This window comes from Mitsuokella apri (assembly GCF_047974105.1).
In the GTDB taxonomy this organism is placed as follows: Bacteria; Bacillota; Negativicutes; order Selenomonadales; family Selenomonadaceae; genus Mitsuokella.
The window spans coordinates 76,643-98,922 of the sequence record NZ_JBHYRS010000001.1; the positions used below are offsets into that span (position 1 = coordinate 76,643).

Genomic DNA, 22,280 nt, shown 5'->3' on the forward strand with positions numbered 1-22,280 from the left:
CCCTTCCAAAATTTCACAAGTTCAGAATACTATTTTCCCCTTGTCTAAACCTGCCTAAAAACTATACACCTAAAGACTGCATCAATGGAACAGCAGGTCGCCGAGCATCGAAGCCCCTTCCTTGGCGTACGAGAGCACGGTGTCAATCGTGTCCTTGTTCTCGGCGTACGTATCCGCGGCCTTGTCCTTGACCTTGCCGGCCTCGTCCTTCAGGGACTGGACATCGTCAAGCTTCTGCTGCACGTCGTCGAGTTTCTGCTGCGCATCATTGATGGACTGCTGCACATCGGCAGCCGCCGCGGCCGTATCGGCACTCTGCTGCTGATTATCGGCAGAGGCTTTCTGCTTCTTGTCCGACTGTCCCGTCACCTTGTCGAGGATTTTCTGCAGGCCGGATTCGCCATCGGCACTTTCCTGCATGGCCTGACTGCGTCCCTCAAGGCGGCCCTGTTGGCGCTCGAGGTCGCGCTGCTGCTGCTCGAGGTCCTTCTTTTTCTTTTCAAGGGCCTGACGCTGCTTCTGAAGGTCTCCCTCCTGCGCGTCGAGCTGCTGCTGACGCGCCTGCATCTGCTGTTCCTGATGCTGGCGCTCATTGTTCTGCAGATCCGCCTGATCCTGACGGTAGCCCGCGAGCACAAAGCCGATGAAGACGGCCACGAAGAAGCCCGCGATGAGCAGCAGAGCCTTCTTGCGCTTGCGCGTCAGCCATTTTTTCTTTTCCTGCTGTTTGGCCTTTTTCTGCAGGTCCTTATCGGGCTTCAGTTCGCGCACGCCGGGCTGCAGAGGCTCTTCTTCCTGCTCCTGCTGCGGAAAAGGCTGCCGGATGGGTCCGTCCTGCGCCCCCTCTGCAGCCGTCATCTTTGGCAGCTGCTGCGTATCTTCAAGGCGGCTGGCCGGCTCTTTTTCGTTTGCGGCCGCCGGCTTTCCCTGCGGCGCGTTGATGGAGCTGCCGGATTTTTCCCCTGCCGCGTCAAACGAGGCCGTCTTATTCAGCAGGACCGTCTTGTCGAGGTCCTCAGGCGCTGTCTTGTTTTCCCTGTCTTGCTGCTGGTCACTCATCGCCCCTGCCCGCTTTCTTTCCGGCCTGTGCTGCCCTTGCGGCCTTCTCGGCCTTGGCTTTTTCTTTTTCTGCCTTTTTCTTTTCCTTGGCCTCTTCCATCTCAATCATGGCCGCATGCTCCTTCTGCATCGTCTCGCAAAGGCGGCGCAGCGTCCAGAGCGTATTGAACGGCGTGACAATGGATTTATAGTGCACGGGCGGCACATTGGCATCTTTCAGGGCCTTCAGTACAGCGTCAAGGCGCTTGTTGCGGATGTTCTGCATGACCATGACCTCATGTGGGAACACGAAATCATCGTCTTCATAATCTTCGGGATTGGCCGCCCGAAAGCCCTTGATGCCCAATAGATAGCCGACTTTTTCGCGCCATGCTTCTTCCGGCAGCACCTTCGTATGGATGCCAAGGCGGTGCAGCGTCTTCTGCGCCAGCGCGAGTTTCTCGTCATCGCGGAATTGATAAAATAAAACCAGTTCTTCTCGTTTCATGGATTTTCCCTCATTTAAAATCATCGTGAAAGGCCACGCATCAAAAGGTACGTGACCAGCTCGTCCATCGTGACTTCTTCCTCACGCATGCGCTCCTCAAGCTGACGGCGCAGCGTCTTGGGCAGGCGCACGGCCAGAGTGCCCTCCGGCAGAGCGCTTTCCGGCACCTTGACAGCCGCGGCCGGCTGCTCGGCCGCTTTTGCCTGTTCCATCTGCGGTTTATTCGCCTTTTCGGCCTTTCCCTGCTTAGGAGCAGCCTTGGCAGCTCGTTTTGCCGGCTTTTCGGCTTTGACCGGCTGCTCTGGTTCCGCCTGCACGGCTTTTTCGGGCTTCGCGTTTTTCGCCGTCTTGGCCTTTTCGTTCTTGCCCTTTTTGTTCTTGACCGCCTTGACTTCTTTCGGCTCCTTCGCCTCTTTCAGCTCTTTCGCAGCTTTCACCATTTCTTTTGCTTCTTTGCGCTCTTTATGCTCTTTTTCCTGCTTGGCCTGCTTCAGCTGCTTGGCCTGTTTTTTCGCCTCGGCCTTTTCGGCTTTCTCGGCTTTTTCGACCTGCTTCTCCTGCTTGCTTGTATGTTTCTTTCTCACGTTTTCTCTTTCCTCCGGCGGGTAGACGATGAATTCGTCGTAAGCGTTGCGCAGCGTTTCGCTGGCCTGCTTCGTGCCCACACCAATGATATAAGATTTTTCCTTCGAATTGAGCATCTGGGCGATGCGCACAAAGTCCGAATCCGTCGTGATGATGAAAAAGCGGCGCACGCCCTCCTGATACAAGAGCTTCGCCGAATCGTAAAGGGCCGAGTCGAGCGAATTCTTGCCGAGGAAGGTGCGGCTGATCTGGCGGAACGTAAACCCGGGGCGCCGCATGAGCTTATCCCAGCGCTTCTGCTCGGGGCGCTCATCCCAGTCCGAAATCACGATCGTGCGGCACGGCTGAAAGCGGCGTGCCTTGCCGAGCGTGTAGTTGAGCATCTCAAACGGCGCGTTCTCGATATCGTAGAGGATGCCGACCGTCGTGTTGCTGGATTCAAGTGTCACTTCGCCATCCCCTCCTCATTTCCGAGATGCTTGAAGGCTTTCTCGATGATGCCGCCGCCGACGACGGTATCCCCATCGTAAAAGACGACCGACTGCCCCGGCGTCACGGCGCGCTGCGGCTCCGCGAACGTCACCTTGACCTTGCCATTTTCCATCGGCTCAATGCGGGCCTCGCCCTCGCGGCGGCCGTAGCGGACTTTTGCCGAGACCGTCATGGGCTCCGTAAGCTCGTCAATGGCAATCCAGTTGAGGTCACCGGCAATCAGGCCGTCCGAGAAAACGTCCTTAGCCCCGCCGACAATCACGCGGTTGTGCGCCATGTCGAGGTCGACGACGTACAGAGGCTCCGGATACGCGATGCCAAGGCCTTTTCTCTGACCAATCGTGTAAAGGGGCACGCCCTCATGATGGCCGAGCACTTTGCCGTGCACATCGACGATGTCGCCGGGATGCAGGCACGCAGGATTCTTTTCGCGCAGATACGCCTTGTAATCATCGTGCGGCACAAAGCAGATTTCCTGACTGTCGGGCTTGTGCGCGACCGGCAGATTGTACTTTTCCGCGAGTTTGCGCGTCTCGACCTTCGTGTATTCGCCAAGAGGCATGAGAAAATGCGCAAGGCTCTGCTGATTGAGGTGATACAGCGCGTACGACTGGTCCTTGTGCGTGTCGATGCCTTTTTTGAGGACATAGCGGCCCGTCTCATCCTGCCCGATGCGCGCATAATGGCCCGTGGCCACATATTCCGCGCCGAGTTCGAGCGCTTTCTGCAAGAGGCCTTCAAACTTCACATAGCGGTTGCACGCAATGCAGGGATTCGGCGTCCAGCCCTTCGCATAATCCGCGAGGAAATAGTCGATGACTTTTTTCTGAAACATGTCCTTGAAGTTCATGACGTAATGCGGGATGCCGACAACCTCGGCCACGCGACGCGCATCGTCGACACTGCTGAGACTGCAGCAGCCGCGGTCATTCTCATCAAAATCACGGCTCTCCTCAGAAAGGCGCATTGTCACGCCGATGGCATCATAGCCCTGCTCCACGAGCAACGCCGCCGTAAGGGAGCTGTCCACGCCGCCGCTCATCGCGACGACCACTTTTTTCTTTTCCATATAAATAAAAAATCCTTTCTCTATTCCATAAAAAGACAGTCCAAGGACTGCCTATCGTTTTAAGTATACCATATCCGTGCAAAAAGCCCAAATCCATTGGACGCGGGAAGATGAGTCTGTTAGACTAAAGGTACAGAGTTTTAGTTACATTTATCTTTGTTTACATCGCAAAAGGCGGGGAGGGCATTATTTCGGGTTCGTCACTCCGTTAAATGGGCCATATGATTTTTTTGCAGGCTAAGGAGTTTCGCCGCCGACCGCGGCGTTTTGACATTCTGTGCTTTGCCGGGCTTTCCTTATGGCCCAGCCCTGCGGGCAATCACTTCGTTCCTGCACGCGGAATAATGCCCTCCCCGCTAGTCACTGCCTGCCATACCTCTAAAGCTGAGGACTGCGCTGCAGCCCTCAGCCTGATGACGCGAGGTTCTGGCAGTATCAAGATGAGTTTCTGCCTGCACAGCAATCTGCAGCTAACGGGGCGCGAAGACGACAATGCTCGCAGTAACTGGGAGCGGGGGAATATTTTCGCCTGCAGAGCGCAAAGCGACTGCCCGCAGGGCTGGCTCCCAAGAAAATTTGGACTAAGATTGCCATGTGAGAACGCCGCGGCAGGCGGCGAATTTCCCTCGAAGCATCTTTCTGCGTTGGGAGCCATTTAGCGGCGTGCCGAAGCCGAAAATATTTCCCCGCTCCCCTTGCAAAAATCACCTCATCCGCACGAATCCATCGCGGTAATTATAAAAGGAGTATCTCATGCGCGTTGTTGGCATCATTGCCGAATATAATCCGTTTCATCAGGGCCACGCCTATCAGCTCCGCGCTGTGCGCGAAAAGATGCTGCAGCTCTATGGTGAAAAAGATGCTGCCGTCGTCGCGGTCATCAGCGGCAGTTTTACGCAGCGCGGCGGGGCGGCGGTGCTTGACAAGTGGCAGCGCGCGCAGATGGCTGTTTTGGGCGGCTGCAGCCTTGTCCTGGAGCTCCCGTTTCTCTTTGCCTGCCGCAGTGCGCAGGATTTTGCGCGCGGCGGGGTGCGCCTTTTGTCCTTGCTCGGCATTGTCGATACGCTGGCCTTTGGCGCGGAATCTTCGGAACTTCTGCCGCTTGCCGCGGCTGCCAGAACCATCGATGCGGAAGCAACGCAGGCGGAGCTTCACGAGCGACTGCAGCAGGGCGAGTCGTATGCGAAGGCCCTGACGGCCATTTTGCAGCAGAATGGTCTTGATGAAAATGTACTGCGGCAGCCCAACAACATCCTTGCCATCGAGTATCTGCGCGCTCTCGGGGCCTATGCTCCAGACATCACGCCTCTTCTGATTGCACGGCGCGGTGCCGGCTACCATGAAACAGCCCTCGGCCCTCTGGCTTCGGCCTCAGCCGTCCGGCAGGAGCTCAAAAAAGACGAGCCCGACTGGCCGGCCCTGCGTTCTTCGCTGCCCGAAACGTCTTTTGCCCTGCTGCAGCGCGCTTTTCCCGCTGACCTTGCCAATGCGGAGCATCTTTTCCGCCCCCTGCTCACGAAGATTTTAACGATGGATTCTGAAAATCTCCGGCAGATTTTTGGGCTGCAGGAAGGTCTTGAGAACCGCCTGCTCGCCAAGGCCTGCGAAAGTGCGTCCCTTGAGGGGCTCACCCAGGCAATGGTCACGAGCCGCTATCCCGCGAGCCGCATCGCGAGGATTTTCCCGCATCTGCTGCTCGGGAGCCGCATCGAAGATGTAAAACGCGCAGACGAGACGGGGCCCCTTTACGCGCGCGTGCTCGCCTTTGACGAGACGGGGCGCAGACTGCTGCACGCGGTCAAAAAAACATCTGCCGTTCCTCTTATCACCAAGGTCAGTCAGTTCCTTGATTCCAAGCAGCGTCTGCAGGACAAAGGACTCAGTCCCCTGCAAAAGATGCTGGCCTTTGACACGAGGGCCACGGAGCTGCGCTTGCTCTCTTTGCCTGAACCTTTCCCACTTCAGCAGCAGCCCAATGATTTTATTGCTTCGCCGCTCTTTTGCCGCCGGCCGCTGCCCGCGGAGCACTAAAAGTTACAAGTTTACATCTCTTTTGTTTTCCATTATAATGATAGGAATATGAAAAGAAAGAAGGATGAACCATGTCCGATTATCCAAATTGCCATAAACTCCTGATCTGCCGCAGTCTGCTGCAGGATCCCGCAATTGTCGCCCTCGGCGAGGTGCTTGACGGCGACAAGAGCCAGACGGGCATCTGCGCCGCGAAGCTCATCGAGACCGCCGAAGACGTCGGGCTGCACGGCAATCTCCTGCGCAGCTACATCATTTACCTGCTCGTGCACGACGCGAATCTCGCGGCGCAGACAATTGAGGTCAGCAACGGGCCGGTCGGCGCGAGCCTCAAAAAGGCATTCACGCACGATTTGACGCTGCTGCTGCCGTTTTTGACGAATCCTGCAAGCCTTTACCTCGACCTGCCGCTGCTCGATGACTATGAGCCGACGGTCCGCCAGAGCGATGAGGCTTCGGCGGCGCTTGAAGCGCTTTTGAAGGATGCGAAGACGGCCGAAGATTACGCGGGGGCCCTGCTCTCTTATTATGGAGGCTTTGGCTACGGCGATATCGCGTCTTTCAAGGCGTTCCGCTGGGATACGAAGCAGCAGCGCCTGATCGGCATCCGCCATTTCGAGGCAATGCAGATGGACGATATCATCGGCTACGCGCATCAGAAGGAGCAGCTCATCGACAACACGGAGGCTTTTGTGCAGCGGAAGCCGGCCAACAATGCGCTGCTCGTCGGCGCGCGCGGCACGGGCAAGTCGTCGGGCGTCAAGGCACTCGCGAATCTCTACTACAGCCGCGGACTGCGCCTCTTGCAGCTGACAAAGCCGCAGCTTTCGCACCTGCCGGATATTATGGACGCGCTGCGCTATTTTGCAAGCAAGCGTTTCATTATTTTCCTCGACGACCTTTCGTTTGAGGAGTCGGATGCGGAGTACAAGTATCTAAAGTCGGCTATCGAGGGCGGCGTAGAGTCGCGGCCGGAAAATGTGCTGATTTACGCGACGTCGAACCGCCGTCATCTGATCCGCGAGAGCTGGCGCGACCGCGACTCGGGCAAGGATGAGGTATATCGCGATGACAGCGTCAATGAGACGATTTCGCTGTCGGACCGCTTCGGGCTCATCATCCAGTATTATGCACCGGACCAGAAAGAATATTTGGCAATTATCGACCATATGCTGCGGAAGGCGGGGGTCAAGCTCACGCCGGAAGAGCTGCGGATTGCGGGCGTACGTTGGGAGCTCACGCACAGCGGGCGCAGCGGCAGGACGGCACAGCAGTTTGTGGCGCATTATTTGGGGCAGATTGACAACGGAGCAGAATAAAATTAACATCGTGGCGTGGGCGGAGGGAACTATTTCGGCTTCGGCTGCGTCTCGGCGGGGACCGGGGAAACTATTTCGGCTTCGGCTTGCCGCTAAATGGGCCCCATGCCAGATTTCTTCGTTTTAGCCTGTTCGCCGCCTGCCGCGGCGTTCCTACATCGCAGGACTTGGCTGAGTATACTCGGGGCCCAGCCCTGTGGGCAGTCGCGGCCTGCTTGCAGGCGAAATAGTTTCCCCGGTCCTAGCTGCGGTTGTGTTACATCGATATTGACAAGATGGAGCTTACAGGCGAAATAGTTCCCTCCGCCCCAGTTACGTTTTGCTTCTTAGTTCAGAAAGGGGCTCGCCTGCTTTGCAGGCATTGCCGTTACCGATATTTCTTCTTTATTTGCAGTTTAAAAGAGAGGTCCTGCGGGCCTCTCTTTTTTGTTCAGTCATATGAAATTAGCAGTAGATGGCTACGGCTTTGGGGATGGTGTCGATTTCCAGCGGGAGCATTGGGCCGCATTCGCCGTCGATGTCGCTTTCGACGGGGATGCCGCTTTCGATGCGGAAGTGGCTGGCCTGAATGTGCAGGACGCCTTCGCGCCCGGAGACGGTTTTGCCGCTGACGAGGTCGCGGGAGATGCTCATGAGTTTGGGCAGGCTCGTGCGGCCGATGGTCAGGAGGTCGAGTTTGCCGTCGTCGACTTCGACGCCGGTGGCGACGTTTTTCATGCTGCCGACGACGGGGCTGTTGATGACGACGAAGAGGAAGGTTTCGACGTCATAGGTTTTGCCATCGGCTTCGATTTTGAGCGGGAAGTAGCGGAATTTTGGGAGTTCGCCGATGCCTTTTAGATAATAGGCCATTTTGCCGAGGGCGTTTTTGAAGCGGGCGTCGACTTCGTGGGCGATGCAGGCCATCATGCCACCGCTGGCAACGTTGATGAAGTAGGTGCTGCCTACGAGGCCAAGGTCGACGCGGCGGCTGCGGCCGCTGGCGATGATGTCGAGGTATTCTTCGAGGTTTTCGTTGACGCCGAGGTAGGTGGCAAAGTCGTTGGAGGTGCCGCTGCCGATGATGCCGAGCGGCAGGTCTAATTTTCCTTTCATCATGAGGTTGACGATTTCGTGCACGGTGCCGTCGCCGCCCGCTACGAGCAGGCCGTCAGGCGCGATTTCCTGCACAAACGGGATGAAGGCTTCATTGCCCTCTTTGCGCGTGCGGTAGAAGACAACGCAGATGCCGCGGCGCTGAAAGGCTTCCACTACCCAGTCGAGCTTGTTTTTAAACGCAGCATGCCCCGAGACCGGATTATAGAAGAGCACGAGTTTTTTCAAGATGCTTTCCCCCTAGCACAAAATAGCACAAAATAGCACAAAATTTCTCAAACCACGAACCGACCTTTAGTCCTTGAACACGCCGATGCGGCGCAGGATGCGGATGCCGATGCGGCCAATCATCGGGATGCGGACGAGGTCTTCCTCGAGCAGGCCGCCGATGAGCAGCATGACAGCGATGTAGACGAAGCAGCCGAAGAAGACGGCGCCGAACGTCGAGATGACGCCGAGGTGCCACCAGGCCATCGTCCAGTCATAGAAGAAGTAGACGGCCACGGCCATGACGGCAGCCGCGAATAGCGTCTTTAAGAGCTGCGGGATTTCCATGCGGTAGCCGATGAATTTGTAAATGAAAATGAGGTTGATGATGGCCGCGACGCCCATGTCGGCGGCCGTTGCCCATGCGGCACCCATGATGCCGAGCCAGGGCAGGGCTGTGAGTTCCCAGTTCAGGATGACTTTGGCCGCAGCCGCAAGGATCATGTTGACCATCGGGATGTTCGGATGGCCGAGGCCCTGCAGGATGCCCGTCGAGACCTGATGCAGGCCTAAGAGCACGATGCTGAACGACGAAATCATGACGGCCGGACCGGCGCCCGGGGCGTTGTAAATGAGGGTCGAAATCGGCGTAGCAAGCACGAAGACGATGACAAAGGCCGGGAAGCAGACGAAGTTCGAGATGCGCACGGAAGCTGCCGTCTGACTGTAGACGCGCTTCATGTCGCGCAGGGCCCTCGCTTCCGAAATGGCCGGCACGATGCTCATGGCCATCGAGGCCGTGATGATGCACGAGAGATTGACAAGAGGCACGGCCATGCCTGTGAGGTACCCGAAGAGCTCCGTCGCTTCGTTGACGCTGTAGCCCGCGACTTCGAGGCGCTGCGGCACGATCATGAGGTCGAGGTTCGAGACGACCGGCAGCATAATGCTCGCAGCCGAGACCGGCAGCGAGAGCATGAAAATGCGGCGGATGATCTTGCTGACCGGCTCGTGTTCCGTCCCCGGCAAGGGCTTAATATCATGCCCATAGTCGCGCTCGATATCGCGGTCGAGCTTCCAATGATAGTAAACGAGCACAATGAGGCCCATCACGGCGCCGACAAGAGCACCGAGCGAGGCACCGGCCGATGCGTACTCAAGTCCCCAGGGCAGGAAGAGATACGCGAGCAGAATCATCGTGATGACGCGGAAAATCTGCTCGACAATCTGCGACACGGCCGTCGGCGTCATGCGCTGCCAGCCCTGCAGGTAGCCGCGCGAAGCCGCGAGGAACGTGACGAAAAAGACCGTCGGCGCAAGCACGACCATCGAGAGGTACGCGCGCGGGTCGCGGATGAAATGCCACTCAATGAGCCAGTCGGCCGCGAAATACGTCAATATGGAGAAAAACAGGCCCGTGACGAACATGAGCCGCATGGCAATCTTGAACACGCGCTTCGCGCCGAAGATATCCTTCAGGGCCACGCGCTCCGCCGTGATGATGGAAATCGCGACCGGCACGCCGGCCTGCGAAACCGTCATCGCAAAGAAGTAAATCGGAAAGGCCATCTGGTAAAGACCGATACCTTCACCGCCTAAGATACGCGAGACAAAAATCCAGTTCAAAGAGCCGATGACCTTGACGACAAAGCCGGCAATCGTCAGGATGAACGTGCCCTTCAGGAACGACTCACCCTTGCTCGACTTCTTCTCTTTGTCATTGCCGCCATTTTCCGGCTGTCCGCCCTGCGGCGCGGACTCCGCCTGCACTGCCGTCTCTACTTTTTCCTCTATACCTTGCTTATTAATTGAAAACACCGCCTACGTGCATGGATATGCCAAAGTGAAAAAATAAAAGCAGGTCTCCCCGCCTCATTCTCTTCTTCAAAAGACAGACTACCACCTATAAAATGGTACTCAACATTGTGATTATATCATCATTGGGCGAATCATTCCAGTACTTCTTATAGAAAAAAAGAGACTTGCCCCTCGGCAAAGCCTCTTTTTGCATCAATGCTTCTATTATACTTCTATTATGCCTCTTTGCGGTCAAACGGCACATGGTTGAGAATGAGGTCCGGATTGTTGTCCATGATCCAGCCCAGCGCCCATTCGTTGCTGACGAGCAGCACCGGATTGCCCTTGCGGTCGTAGACGAACATGCCGCGGTCCGCGCCCTTCAGCGATGCCGGCGTGACCTCGCGTCCGTCTTTATACGCAAGCCAGCGCGCGACTTCGTACGGCTGCATATTCATCTCGATGTCGACATTGTACTCGTTCTTCAAACGGTACTCGAGCACCTCGAACTGCAGGGTGCCGACCGTGCCGACGATGTACGATTCCATGCCCGCACCGGCCTGCTGGAAGAGCTGAATCGCGCCTTCCTGCGTGAGCTGCTCGATGCCCTTGACGAACTGCTTGCGCTTCATCGTGTCCTTGGCCTGCACGCGTGCGAATTTCTCGGGCGGGAAGACCGGGAAGTCGGCGTATTTGAACTTGTGGCTCTCGTCGCAGATTGTGTCGCCGATGCCGAAAATGCCCGGGTCAAACAGGCCGACGATATCGCCCGGATAAGCCGTATCGATGATCTGGCGGTCCTGCGCGAGGAACTGCTGCGGCTGCGCGAGCTTGATCATCTTGCCCGAACGCTCATGCCAGACGCTCATATTGCGCTCGAATTTGCCCGAGCAGATGCGGATGAACGCGAGGCGGTCGCGGTGCGCGGGGTTCATGTTGGCCTGAATCTTGAAGACAAAGCCCGAGAATTTCTCGTCGTCCGGCGCAATGAGGCCATCGCTCGACATGCGCGGCTGCGGCGTCGGCGCCATGCGGATATAGCCCTCGAGGAAATCCTGCACGCCGAAGTTCGTCATGGCCGAGCCGAAGAACATCGGCGTGAGCTCGCCGGCGTTGACCTTGTCCATATCGAATTCCTCGCCTGCCTCGTCAAGAAGCTCGATATCATCCTTCAGTGCCTGCCACGTGTCCTCGCCGACGCGCTCGATGACTTCAGGGTCATCCGGCTCGTAGACATCGGCGATGCGCGCCTGCTGACCGTGCGTCGTATCGGCGGCAAAGAGCAGGACCTTCTTGTTGCGGCGGTCGTACACGCCCATGTACTGGCCGTCCTGACCGATTGGCCAGTTCATCGGATACGAGCGGATGCCGAGCACGTTCTCGATTTCGTCCATGATATCGATTGGCAGCTTGCCGTAATGGTCGAGTTTGTTGATGAACGTGAAAATAGGAATGCCGCGCTGCTTGCAGACCTTGAAGAGCTTTTTCGTCTGGGCCTCGACGCCCTTCGCAACGTCGATGACCATGACGGCGCTGTCGACGGCCATGAGCGTGCGGTACGTATCTTCCGAGAAGTCCTGATGGCCCGGCGTATCGAGGATGTTGATGCGGCAGCCCGCATAGTCAAACTGCAGCACGGACGACGTGACCGAGATACCGCGCTGTTTCTCGATTTCCATCCAGTCGGACACAGCGTGGCGCTGTGTTTTGCGCGACTTGATGGAGCCGGCGAGATGGATGGCACCGCCGTAGAGCAGCAGCTTCTCCGTCAGCGTCGTCTTACCGGCATCCGGGTGCGAGATGATCGCAAACGTACGGCGCTTCTTGATTTCTTTATCGAGTTCTTCGCTTAAAGCTGACAAAATGTTTCTTCCTCCCAAATTACTTCCAATTTATATGAATGGCAATTGTCAAGTTACACTGCTTTTCATTTTATCATAGCGGCCGCGCTTTCTGCAATCCCGCCGGCGCAAAAACGCCTGAAAATCAGGCACTCAGGCGCGCGGCGAGCACGAAGCCGAGAAAAGCGGCCAAAAGTCCGAGCACGATATTGCTGCCGATGTTGCAGGCCGCGTAGAAATAACTGCCGCCGCGCAGCAGCGTCAGCGTCTCCATGCTGAAGGACGAAAACGTCGTGAGGCCGCCGAGGAAGCCGACCGTCAGGAGAAGCCTTGCGTACTCCGAAATGCCGCTGCCCATGCGTTCGACGAGCAGCAGCAGCAGGCCCATGATAAGCCCCATGAGAAACGAACCAACGGTATTCACGACGAGCGTGCCCCACGGAAAAAATGTGCCAAAGCGCGCGCCGACGTGCGTCGTCACGAGATAGCGGCAGACGGCCCCGAGACCGCCGCCCACAAAAACAAGACCAAGATTTTCTGCCATATATACCCTTCCTTTCTTTCCTAATAAATAACAAAATAACGTCCCTGACAGCAAAAAAGCCGATGACCTGCACAAGAGCACAGAAGTCATCAGCTGTAAAGCAGTTTTGGCCCAAGGCCACGGGAGAACCTCATTCCCTTTTTTATCCACGTTTTTAAAGCGGCCTGCCGTCAAGGACTTTCTCGACGAGCTCATCGTCGATGTAGCGCAGTTTGAGTGAAAAGACACGCTCACGTTCTTCCATTAAATGAAAGAAAATCTTGTCGCCTTCCCAAATCGGCAGGTCATAGACCGCTTTTTTCGGCACCCACTCGAACGTGCCCTCGCGGCAGCCGTCGCGGCCGACGAATGTGCCGTGGAATTTGTCCGCTGTATAAAGGAACATATACTCCGTCTGCCATTTGTCCGACATAAACGTGATGATGCCGCGCAGGCGGAAATCGTCGAGCACCAGGCCCGTCTCCTCTTTGACTTCGCGCAGCAGGCATTCTTCGGGCGTCTCGTCGGGCTCGAAGTGGCCGCCGACGCCAACCCATTTGTCGTGGTTGATGTCGTGTTCCTTTTTAACGCGGTGCATCATGAGGTACGCATTATCCTGCTCAATATAGCAGAGCGTCGTGAGATTTGTCTTTTTATGGCCCTTCGCAGCAGCCGTCATAAGTTCAGCTCCAATCCGACCGGGCAGTGGTCGCTGCCGAAAATCTCGTTGTGAATCGTCGCATCGGCAATCTTGTCCTGCAGGCGCTTTGACGTGACGAAGTAGTCGATGCGCCAGCCCGCGTTCGTGTCGCGCGCCTTGCGCAGATACGACCACCACGTGTAGATGCCCGTGCGTTCCGGATACAGCGTGCGGAACGTATCGATAAAGCCCGCGTCAAGAAGCTCCGTGAACTTGCCGCGTTCCTCATCCGTGAAGCCCGCGTTATGATGATTCGTCTTTGGGTTCTTCAGGTCGATTTCCTCGTGCGCGACATTGAGGTCGCCGCAGACGATGACGGGCTTTTTCGCGTCAAGGCCCTGAAGGTACGCGCGGAACGCGTCCTCCCACTCCATGCGGTAAGCAAGGCGTTCAAGGCCGCGCTTGGAGTTTGGCGTATAGACCGTCACAAAATAGCAGTCTGGAAATTCAAGCGTAATGACGCGGCCCTCGTGGTCGTGTTCCTCGATGCCGAGGCCGTATGTCACCTGCAGAGGCTCAAGGCGCGAAAAGACCGCCGTGCCCGAATAGCCTTTTTTCTCCGCGCTGTTCCAGTACTGCTTATAGCCCGGCAGGTCGAGGATGGCCTGCTCTGGCTGCATCTTCGTCTCCTGCAGCGCAAAGACATCGGCATCGAGCTTGCAGAAGGATTCCATAAAGCCCTTTTTGAGGCAGGCCCTGAGGCCGTTGACGTTCCAGGAAATGCATTTCATGCTGATTCCCTCCCATTAAGGCAGCGTCTTAAACGCGCTGAGCGGCCAGAAGACGAGGACGGCCTTGCCCTTGATGAGCTTGTACGGCACGAAGCCGACATCGGCGAAGCGGCTGTCCTCCGAATTGTTGCGGTTATCGCCCATGACGAAGACCGTGCCTTCCGGGACCGTGGCCTTCGGGTATTCGCTGCGCGTCTTCTCGAGGATGTAGTCTTCCTTCAAAAGCTGGTCGTTGACGTAGACATTGCCGCCCTTGATCTCGATCGTGTCGCCCGGCGTCGCGATGACGCGCTTGATGAAATCGCGGCTCGGATCGCGCGGATACTGGAAGACGAGGACCTCGCCCTTCTGCGGCGCGCGGAAGTCGTAGATGAACTTATTGACGACCAGGCGTTCCTGCGACTGCAGCGTCGGACGCATGGACGGACCGTCGACGATGTAGAGCTCGACGACAAACTGACGGATGACAAAGGCCAGGGCAATCGCGATGATAATGGATATGACCCAGTCTTTTGCCTCTTCTCCTAATGAACTCATGGAAGTTCCTCCTGTCTTACTTCACTTGCCTAAAAAACTGCATAAACAAATAGGGACTGCCAAAGCAGTCCCTACCGTACGCAGATTAGCGTTTTTCTTTGATACGAGCAGCTTTACCCGTAAGGTTACGCAGATAATAGAGTTTTGCACGACGAACGATACCCTTGCGGAGAACGTCGATCTTCTCAATGCGCGGGGAATGTACCGGGAACGTACGCTCAACGCCGATACCATAGGAGATGCGGCGAACCGTGAACGTCTCGCGGACACCGGAACCCTGACGGGCGATGACGACACCCTCGAACATCTGGATACGCTCGCGGGAACCCTCGACGATCTTAGCGTGAACGCGGACCGTGTCACCAGGTGCGAACTCCGGGATATCCGAACGGAGCTGTTCTTTTTCTAACGTTTCGATGATATTCATTTTTTTCCTCCTTATGTCAGACGTTCATGGCAAGCCTTATGCTCACTCAGAGGACCGCCCATATACTTAATTAGTCTACCATAAAAAAAGGACGGTTTCAACCGTCCTTTAAAAATTTTCTTTTGGCCTACAGAAATTCCTGCTGCGCTTATTTGCCGATGCGTGCGGCCATGGCAGCGCGCACGATGTCTTCCGGCACATCGTTGCGGCAGGTCACTTTGCCGATGCCCTCCATGAGCACCCAGTTGACCTTGCCGTTGATGGTCTTCTTGTCGTGGAAGATGTCGCGGTACATCGCGTCGACCGTGCAGCCCTCGGCGTAAATCGGCAGGTGCAGCGCCTCGATGAGCTTCGTGACGCGCGCAACATCCGCTTCCGGAATCATGCCGAGGCGCGCGCTGATGTCAGCCGCACCGACCATGCCGATGGCGACGGCCTCGCCGTGATTGTAGCGGATGTAGCCCGTCTCCTTCTCGATGGCATGGGCCATCGTGTGGCCGAAATTCAGGATACGGCGAAGTCCCGCTTCCTTCTCGTCCTGGCTGACGACGGCGGCCTTGATTTCGCATGAACGCGCGATCATGTGGACTGTGGCCTCGCGCTCGAGCTTCAGCACGTCATCGACATGGCTTTCGAGAAACGCGAAGAAGTCCGCATCGTAAATGATGCCGTACTTGATGATTTCGCCAAGGCCCGTGTAAATCTCGCGCTTCGGCAGGGATTTCATGAGATTGAGGTCCATGAAGACGCCCTTCGGCTGATAGAACGCGCCGATGAGGTTCTTGCCGAGCGCGTGGTTGACGGCGACCTTGCCGCCGACGCTCGAATCGACCTGAGCGAGCAGGCTCGTCGGCAGCTGCACGAAAGGCACGCCGCGCATGTACGTCGCCGCGATGAAGCCCGCGAGGTCGCCGACCACGCCGCCGCCCAAGGCAAAAATCGGGGACTTGCGGTCGAGGCCAAGCTCGATGGCCTTCGTGTAGAGGGATTCTGCGACCTTCAGGCTCTTCGAGCTCTCGCCGGCCGGTATGGTCACGAGCGTGGCCTTCAGGCCCCCCTCTTCGAGCAGGCGGCGGATCTTTTCGCCGTAGAGCGGGCCGACATTGCTGTCCGTCACGAGCATGGCCTGTTTCGAAAAGCCGGCCTGCCGCACAAAGGCGATGAGCTCACTGCTCAAATCATAACCAATCCTGATATCATAGCTCTCTTTGCCGAGAGCAACGTGTACCTCACGCATGCAACACACCTCGTAATTTCAGATAATGAAGGATCTCGTCGACGACCTGCAGCGGCGAGAGTCTGCTCGTGTCAACCGAGAAATCCGCCTGCTTGTAGAGCGCACGGCGCTCTGCGATGAGCTTCTCGATGGCACGGCGGCGGTCGCCCCGGTCCTCCTTGTCGAGCACCGGACGCTCGCCCTTGCTCGCCGTGCGCGCGAGAATCGTATCAACATCGGCCTGCAGGCAGACGACGACACCGCTTCTGCGCAGGGCTTCCATATTCTTCGGGTCCTTGACCGTGCCGCCGCCCGTCGAAATCACGGTGTTTTGGCGCTTTGCGGCCTTCTCGACCATCGCGTGCTCGCAGCTGCGGAAGTACGCCTCGCCCTTTTTTGCAAACATATCAGGGATGGCCATGCCGTATTCCTTCTCGATTTCCTGGTCGAGGTCGAGAAACGATATGCCGAGCTTCTGCGCAAGCACGCGTCCCGTGCTCGTCTTGCCCGTGCCCATGAAGCCTATGAGTACAACATTCTTCATCGGCTCACCATTCCTTCCCGATGCGCTCTTTGTACGCCTCGATGGCGGCCTTGAGGTCGACCATGGCATCGGCTCCGAATTTGTCGCAGATGGCCTGTGCGATGACGAAGGCCGTCATGGCCTCGCCGACGACCGAAGCAGCCGGCACGGCACAGGTGTCGCTGCGCTCCTTGCAGGCGAGCACTTCTTCGTGGCTCTCGATGTCGACGGAATGCAGCGGCGTCATGAGCGTCGGAATCGGCTTCATCACGGCCTTGACGATGAGCTCTTCGCCGTTCGTCATGCCGCCCTCGAGACCGCCGGCGCGGTTCGTCTTGCGGTAGACGTGGCCGTTTTCATCGAGGAACATTTCATCGTGAATCTGGCTGCCCGGCAGAATCGCGCAGTCAAAGCCCGCGCCGATTTCGACGCCCTTGATAGCCTGAATGGACATAAGAGCGCCTGCGAGTTTGCCGTCGAGGCGGCGGTCCCACTGGATGTGGCTGCCGAGGCCCGCGGGCAGGCCGCGCACGGTGATTTCAAAAATGCCGCCGAGCGTGTCGCCGTCTTTTCTGGCCTGCTTGATTTTGGCAATCATCTGCTCTTCGGCCTCTTTGTCGTAGCAGTTGAGCTGTGAATCGCCAAGTCCTTCTTCTGTGCCGAGCTTCGTGCGGTCGACCTTCGCGGGGTCGACTTTCACACCGCCGAGGCAGACGACCTGTGAGACGACCGTAATGCCAAGGGCCCTTAAAAATTCCTTGCAGACGGCGCCGACGGCCACGCGCATCGTCGTCTCGCGCGCACTCGAGCGCTCGAGGATATCGCGCACATCCTTGCGGTTGTACTTGCGGATGCCCGTAAAATCGGCATGACCCGGACGCGCGGCCGTGACTTTCTCGCCCTCAGGCTCGCCAAAAGCAGCCATGCGGCCGCCCCAGTTCTGGAAGTCGCGGTTGACGACCCGCAGCGTAATCGGGCCGCCCAAAGTCTCATGGAAGCGCACGCCCGACAGCACGTCGACGTGGTCCTTCTCAATCTTCATGCGTCCGCCGCGGCCGTAGCCCTGCTGGCGGCGCGCCAGTTCCTTGTTGAGCGCCTCTTCATGGAGCACCAGACCTGCCGGCAGACCCTCAAGGATGGCAGTCAGGCACGGGCCGTGCGATTCGCCGGCCGTCATAAAACGTAATTCACTCATATCTTACACCTCGCGTATTCAAAAATCATATTGCTTATAGTTTAAGATATACGCGAGTATAAATCAAGTCTCTTTCTAAACAGCAAATATCCTTATCTGAAAGACGAGCCTTCCAAACAGTAAGTAATGCCTGCGTAAGGCTATTCTGCTTCTTTTGCTTCTTTGACTTCTTTTGCTTCTTGGGCCGGCCAGGCGTACGCCGTAAGGCGCAGATGGCACTGCAGAGATTCTCCGCCCGTCCCTTTGTCCGCAGCGGGCGGCCCGATTCGGCTTTCCTCGAGACAGAGCACGCGCTCCGACTGCTGCAGCCTGCGCAGAAAATCGAGCAGCGCAAAATACGAGCCCTCGCATTCGACAATCACGGCCATTTCCTGCAGACCAGCTGCATCTGCGTCATGATTGGCATCTGCGCCCCGCAAATTCTGTTCAGGCGAAACCTTCGCAGCTGTTTTCTCCTGCCCCTGCATGGGCTGCAGCTCAGACGGCACGACTTTATGCAGCTGCACCTGACTTTTCAAGGCCTTCTGCTGAAGTTCGTGCAGGAATTCCCCCTGCACGAGTTTTTCCGGCAGGGCCTTTCCGCTGCGCGCATCGTGCTCCGCGAGTTCTTTTTCATAGGCCTCCATATCGCGGTGCACATTCTTGAAATTCATGACCGCCGCCGTGTCGCCGCGCGCCTGCTCCGCCCTGGCCGCATACGCCTGCGCGGCCCGCTGCAGCGGCAGGTGCAGCGCGAAAAAATAAATGGGCACGAGCGCGAGGCAGACAAAAAACGACAGCAGGAAAAAGCGGCCGTCGCGCGTCTCCGCTATATCCCTGAACCTACGCCCTATTGCTCCGGCACCTTTGCTTTTCTTTGTACCTGCCAGTCCTTCTAAACGTTCTAAGCCCGCCGAATCGCTCAAACCCTGCAGGCCATCGCCGTCACTGCCCTTTCTTCCTTTGCGAATACCAAACATTTTTCGTTTCGCCTCCCTCGCCCGCCTTTTTCTATCCTATTATTTTTCTATCCTAATTATAGAGAAACGCTCATGCGGAAACGGATGTCTTTGCCCTCGGCCGAGGATTCTTCGAGCACGGGCCCCTGCGTGAAAAAATCACGGTCCTGCTCGAAGGACTGCAGGAAAACCGACAGGGCCGCATAGCTCATGGCAAGGCCGCTGATCTCGATTTTCTTATCGCGCCGCAGCAAAATATCCTGCAGCCAGACCCCGTCCGTCTGCAGCTCCGGCCGGCCGAGGTGCACCATGACGCTGTACCACGGCAGGGATTTTTCCATCAGCATCGCAATGCGCCGGTCGCGCTGACTGACCTTGGCCTGCAGGGCTTTCGTCATCTGCATGACCTTCTGGTCATGGTGCAGCAGGGCCGTCTCCTGCTTCTGCTGACGGAAATCCGCCCGCGCCTGAAAATAAGCCCGCGCATCGAAAAAGCTCCAGACCGAAAGCGCGGTCAGCGTGACGAGCAAAGTCAGCACGGCGAGGCGTTTATAGCGGCAGCGGCGCACCGAGAGCTGCCTGCCGGCCAGCAGAAAACCGAGTGCGTCTTCGCCATGAATAAGGGACAGCGCTGCACAGAGGGCCGGCAGATAAAGAGCCGGCACGGACTCGTGCTGACCTGCATGCCCTGACATCTGAAGCTGCCCAGTCAGTCCAGACTGTGCGGCCCAGCCGCCCTGCCCGTTTTGCACGGCTGGTCCCAGCGGAGCCAGCACGGCAAAACCGCGCAGCGAAAGCTCCTGCTCAGCAAAATCCTCCTGCATGGCCTTGAGCTTAGCACTGGGGGCCGCTGCGAGCCAGTAACTGTGCCCGACCGTCTCATCATAAGGACCAGTCCCAGCGGACCCGCTCCCTGCCGCTGCCGGATTTGGATTTGAATTTGGATTTTCTGCGGCGCGCCTAACGGCCATGGCGTAGGCATCGGCGTCAAGCCCGGCTTCCGTCAGCCGCGCGTCGAGTTCCCAATGGGCCGCTTCCCGCTCCTCGCGTGAAGTCAGATTCGGCGGCAGCTCCGTCTTATAGAGAAGGAGTTCTTCGCCGGTCAGGCACAGGGCAAACGGCAGCTCCTGCCAGCCCTCGCGCACGGCGCGCATGCGCACCTGCTCGCCAAGGCTCAGTTCCGCCTCGCGCGGTTCGGACACCATGCGCAGAACGTCCCAGCTCCCGCCCTGTTCCTTCTTTTCGGCCTGCAGCCGCAGATAAAGGACCGTATCGGCGCGCACGGCCAGGCCGACGACAGACTGCGCGGATTCCCAGAAAAAATCGTCCCATCGGCCGAGACTTGGCTTCGCTGACCTTCCCCAAGACAGCCCCGCCGCCTTCTGCCGCAGACAGGCCACTGCTTCTTTGAATTTACCGGCTCCTTCCTTTCCAGACATAGACAAAGCCACCTTCCTTTTCTCTCTTCTCAAGGCAGCCCCGCACGAGCTTATGGCGCTGCCAGATATCTCCGTCCTTTTCCTCGGCTGCTGCAATCAGCCACGCCTGCTGCTCCTGTTCCACGGCAACGACCCGCACGGTGATGATTCCGTACCCGCCCTTGATTTCCCGCTTCGGCATAATGTCTTTGGCGAGCTTTGCCGCCGGCGGCTGCTGCTCCACCTGCCGCGCAGCCTGCTCAAGGGCGCCTTCAGCTGCAAGGCGCAGCGCGGCCTCGCGCCCGTACGACACGGCCATGCGCTTTGTGTTCCATGAGGTATAGCAGACGGCCGAGCCGAGCAGCAGGACAAAAACTGTCAGCAGCGCCGTCCAGATGACCGCGGAGCCGCGTTCATTCTTCATATTTTTCTCCTCTATCTACTATCTGCCTATCTGTCTATCTGCCTATCTACGGCATATCGGGGCCATAGACCACGGTCTTCAGCGTATAGCGGTGCTTTGTCACGAGGCTCCGACCTGTCAGGCGGATTTCCACGAGGCGCGGCGCGAGCTTCCGGCACGAAAATTCCGTGATGTCGACGCCCGCCAGCGCGTGATTGCCCGTCAGAGGCCGGCTCGCATCCTTCCAGACGAGCTTATGGATTTTGTCCTGCGTCACATTGACCCAGTACGAGACCTGATACGTGCTCTGCCCCTTGTCATCGACGCCGCGGTACTGCCTGAACACGCAGCCCTCTCCGCGCCACCGCACCTCATAAGAAGAGCGCGCCTCGTCCGCGACCTGACGCACGGCCATCTGGATTTCCTGCTCGAGCTCGCTGTCCGCCATGAGGAAAAAAGCGGAGCGAAAGGCCAGTGCGGCCACGGCAGCTGCGCCGGCCAGCAGCAGGACGAGCATGGGCAAAGAGACCATCATATCGAGGAGCAGCGCGCCGCGTTCTCGGCTGCGGGTACCAGTGGCACACTTCCCGCGCTTCATGAGATTTAAATAAATCATAGATATCATGGACAAATCACCCTCTGCAAGGTCACACTCTGCTCCCTTTCGCGCCGGTCCTGCCAGCTGACGCGCACTTTGGCAAGATACACAGCCTGTGCCCCGCTGCCGGCAGCGTCCGTTCCCCTCTCAAGATTGCCGGACTGCCGCGGCACATCGGATTCCTTAAGCCGCCCGATTTCCCGCTGCACGCGGAAATCCGCGCCACCCTCACTGGGACGTGTCGAAAACGGCACATACATAGGCTGCTCCGACGAACCAGCCGCAAAAGTCTCCGGCTTTTCCCTGGCATCATATTCCAGATACGCAAGCTCCGATTCGGCAAGGCTCACGGCCGCCGCTTCAAAACGGGTCTGTTCATTCAGATGCAGGCCCTGACGGTAAAGCAGCAGTCCGCCCGTCATCACGGCGAGCATGGCAGCCAGCACGATGGTTTCGAGCAGGAAAAAGCCACGCTCCCCTCGTTTTTTCCATTTTTGCTGCTTCTGTTTTACCATGGGGACCCCCTTTCCACGCGGCAGCGGCCGCCCGCGCTCAGGATAAAGCGCCTGCCATTGCTCTGCTGCCCTGCAAAAAAGAGATACATCGTGCAGGGATTCACCAACACGCCATTGTCACCGAACACCAGCGGCCTTTTCGTCCCGACATCGCTCAAAAGAGGCCCGCTCATCTGGATGCCCTCAGCATATCGATGCTCGCGAAACCTGTGACCGCCGGTCATGATCACATAGCCATTGCGATGAAGATACATCCCGGCACGAATTTCCGGCCGTCCGTCGTAGTCCCATTCCAGAGCCTTTGGCCGCGGTTCCGTGCTGCGCGAAAGCTCGCGCATATAGCGGATATCGCTCAAAAGGCACTGCGTCTCGTATTCGAGCACGGCCTCGCGGTAAAGCGCCATGCCGCGCGGCACGGCCACAGACGCGAGGATCATGACCACGAAACAGGCCAAGACCGCTTCAACGAGCAGAAAGCCCCGCTCCGAAGACCTCCCTGCCGTCAATCGTCTCTTTTTCCCTATCAACACATATTGCCGCCTCCTAAGTCCCGCCGCACCGCCCTCTGCTCCGC

23 protein-coding genes and 1 riboswitch are annotated in these 22,280 nt (G+C 57.6%); of the genes, 2 read left to right on the top strand and 21 right to left on the bottom strand.

What is annotated here, in order from left to right; genetic code table 11:
• Positions 1-81: 81 nt before the first annotated feature.
• The 4 genes from ACE419_RS00315 to mnmA are packed head-to-tail and all read right to left on the bottom strand — an operon-like array spanning position 82 to position 3,692.
• The gene (locus ACE419_RS00315) at positions 82-1,059 is read right to left on the bottom strand and encodes a PilN family protein (RefSeq protein WP_435720638.1); all 978 of its coding nucleotides are present in this window, start codon (positions 1,057-1,059) and stop codon (positions 82-84) included.
• Positions 1,052-1,546 (bottom strand): DUF3783 domain-containing protein, encoded by a 495-nt coding sequence (locus tag ACE419_RS00320; protein ID WP_432646585.1) that lies wholly within the window; start codon positions 1,544-1,546, stop codon positions 1,052-1,054. The genes ACE419_RS00315 and ACE419_RS00320 overlap by 8 nt, the downstream gene beginning before the upstream one ends.
• Before the next feature lie 20 nt (positions 1,547-1,566).
• Positions 1,567-2,580, bottom strand: a complete 1,014-nt coding sequence (locus tag ACE419_RS00325; RefSeq protein ID WP_432646584.1) for an NYN domain-containing protein — start codon at positions 2,578-2,580, stop codon at positions 1,567-1,569.
• Entirely contained in the window at positions 2,577-3,692 is a 1,116-nt protein-coding gene (gene mnmA / locus ACE419_RS00330) for a tRNA 2-thiouridine(34) synthase MnmA (protein WP_432646583.1), read from the bottom strand. The genes ACE419_RS00325 and mnmA overlap by 4 nt, the downstream gene beginning before the upstream one ends.
• Positions 3,693-4,445: 753 nt before the next feature.
• Here mnmA and ACE419_RS00335 point away from each other — a divergent pair.
• Both ACE419_RS00335 and ACE419_RS00340 read left to right on the top strand, forming a co-directional pair.
• Positions 4,446-5,723 (top strand): tRNA(Met) cytidine acetate ligase, encoded by a 1,278-nt coding sequence (locus ACE419_RS00335; protein ID WP_432646582.1) that lies wholly within the window; start codon positions 4,446-4,448, stop codon positions 5,721-5,723.
• Between the two features lie 71 nt (positions 5,724-5,794).
• Entirely contained in the window at positions 5,795-7,042 is a 1,248-nt protein-coding gene (locus ACE419_RS00340) for an ATP-binding protein (protein ID WP_435720639.1), read from the top strand.
• Positions 7,043-7,486: 444 nt separating this feature from the next.
• On the opposite strand, the gene ACE419_RS00345 is transcribed toward ACE419_RS00340, so the two are convergent.
• From ACE419_RS00345 to ACE419_RS00425, 17 genes are all read right to left on the bottom strand, one after another.
• Positions 7,487-8,365, bottom strand: coding sequence for a diacylglycerol/lipid kinase family protein (locus tag ACE419_RS00345; protein WP_432646580.1), 879 nt, complete (start codon positions 8,363-8,365; stop codon positions 7,487-7,489).
• Between the two features lie 66 nt (positions 8,366-8,431).
• Positions 8,432-10,027 carry a putative polysaccharide biosynthesis protein gene (locus ACE419_RS00350; protein ID WP_435720962.1) on the bottom strand — a complete coding sequence of 532 codons (1,596 nt, stop codon included), beginning with the start codon at positions 10,025-10,027 and terminating at the stop codon, positions 8,432-8,434.
• A gap of 350 nt (positions 10,028-10,377) precedes the next feature.
• Positions 10,378-12,003 (bottom strand): peptide chain release factor 3, encoded by a 1,626-nt coding sequence (locus tag ACE419_RS00355; RefSeq protein WP_435720640.1) that lies wholly within the window; start codon positions 12,001-12,003, stop codon positions 10,378-10,380.
• Positions 12,004-12,127: 124 nt separating this feature from the next.
• Positions 12,128-12,526 carry a fluoride efflux transporter CrcB gene (crcB, locus tag ACE419_RS00360; RefSeq protein WP_432646578.1) on the bottom strand — a complete coding sequence of 133 codons (399 nt, stop codon included), beginning with the start codon at positions 12,524-12,526 and terminating at the stop codon, positions 12,128-12,130.
• Between the two features lie 73 nt (positions 12,527-12,599).
• A riboswitch (Fluoride riboswitch) is annotated at positions 12,600-12,673 on the bottom strand.
• Between the two features lie 7 nt (positions 12,674-12,680).
• Positions 12,681-13,184 carry an NUDIX hydrolase gene (locus ACE419_RS00365; protein ID WP_435720641.1) on the bottom strand — a complete coding sequence of 168 codons (504 nt, stop codon included), beginning with the start codon at positions 13,182-13,184 and terminating at the stop codon, positions 12,681-12,683.
• Positions 13,181-13,936, bottom strand: a complete 756-nt coding sequence (locus ACE419_RS00370) for an exodeoxyribonuclease III (protein WP_435720642.1) — start codon at positions 13,934-13,936, stop codon at positions 13,181-13,183. The genes ACE419_RS00365 and ACE419_RS00370 overlap by 4 nt, the downstream gene beginning before the upstream one ends.
• Before the next feature lie 15 nt (positions 13,937-13,951).
• Positions 13,952-14,473, bottom strand: coding sequence for a signal peptidase I (lepB, locus tag ACE419_RS00375; RefSeq protein ID WP_432646575.1), 522 nt, complete (start codon positions 14,471-14,473; stop codon positions 13,952-13,954).
• An 85-nt stretch (positions 14,474-14,558) separates the two neighbouring features.
• Positions 14,559-14,900 (bottom strand): 50S ribosomal protein L19, encoded by a 342-nt coding sequence (gene rplS, locus ACE419_RS00380; RefSeq protein ID WP_295712137.1) that lies wholly within the window; start codon positions 14,898-14,900, stop codon positions 14,559-14,561.
• Between the two features lie 148 nt (positions 14,901-15,048).
• Complete coding sequence (gene aroB / locus ACE419_RS00385) at positions 15,049-16,137, bottom strand: 3-dehydroquinate synthase (protein ID WP_432646574.1); 1,089 nt, start codon at positions 16,135-16,137, stop codon at positions 15,049-15,051.
• Positions 16,130-16,660, bottom strand: a complete 531-nt coding sequence (locus ACE419_RS00390; protein WP_432646573.1) for a shikimate kinase — start codon at positions 16,658-16,660, stop codon at positions 16,130-16,132. The genes aroB and ACE419_RS00390 overlap by 8 nt, the downstream gene beginning before the upstream one ends.
• A 4-nt stretch (positions 16,661-16,664) precedes the next feature.
• Positions 16,665-17,834 (bottom strand): chorismate synthase, encoded by a 1,170-nt coding sequence (gene aroC / locus ACE419_RS00395; protein ID WP_435720643.1) that lies wholly within the window; start codon positions 17,832-17,834, stop codon positions 16,665-16,667.
• Positions 17,835-17,974: 140 nt separating this feature from the next.
• The gene (locus ACE419_RS00400) at positions 17,975-18,793 is read right to left on the bottom strand and encodes a hypothetical protein (RefSeq protein WP_435720644.1); all 819 of its coding nucleotides are present in this window, start codon (positions 18,791-18,793) and stop codon (positions 17,975-17,977) included.
• Between the two features lie 56 nt (positions 18,794-18,849).
• Entirely contained in the window at positions 18,850-20,211 is a 1,362-nt protein-coding gene (locus ACE419_RS00405) for a PilN domain-containing protein (RefSeq protein WP_435720645.1), read from the bottom strand.
• Entirely contained in the window at positions 20,186-20,614 is a 429-nt protein-coding gene (locus ACE419_RS00410) for a TadE/TadG family type IV pilus assembly protein (RefSeq protein ID WP_435720646.1), read from the bottom strand. The genes ACE419_RS00405 and ACE419_RS00410 overlap by 26 nt, the downstream gene beginning before the upstream one ends.
• Before the next feature lie 46 nt (positions 20,615-20,660).
• On the bottom strand, positions 20,661-21,218 hold the full coding sequence (locus tag ACE419_RS00415) for a hypothetical protein (RefSeq protein WP_435720647.1): 558 nt from the start codon (positions 21,216-21,218) through the stop codon (positions 20,661-20,663).
• Positions 21,215-21,706, bottom strand: a complete 492-nt coding sequence (locus ACE419_RS00420) for a hypothetical protein (RefSeq protein WP_435720648.1) — start codon at positions 21,704-21,706, stop codon at positions 21,215-21,217. The genes ACE419_RS00415 and ACE419_RS00420 overlap by 4 nt, the downstream gene beginning before the upstream one ends.
• A complete protein-coding gene (locus ACE419_RS00425) occupies positions 21,700-22,236 on the bottom strand; it encodes a pilus assembly FimT family protein (RefSeq protein ID WP_435720649.1) in 537 nt (178 codons plus the stop codon). The genes ACE419_RS00420 and ACE419_RS00425 overlap by 7 nt, the downstream gene beginning before the upstream one ends.
• Between the last annotated feature and the right edge of the window lie 44 nt (positions 22,237-22,280).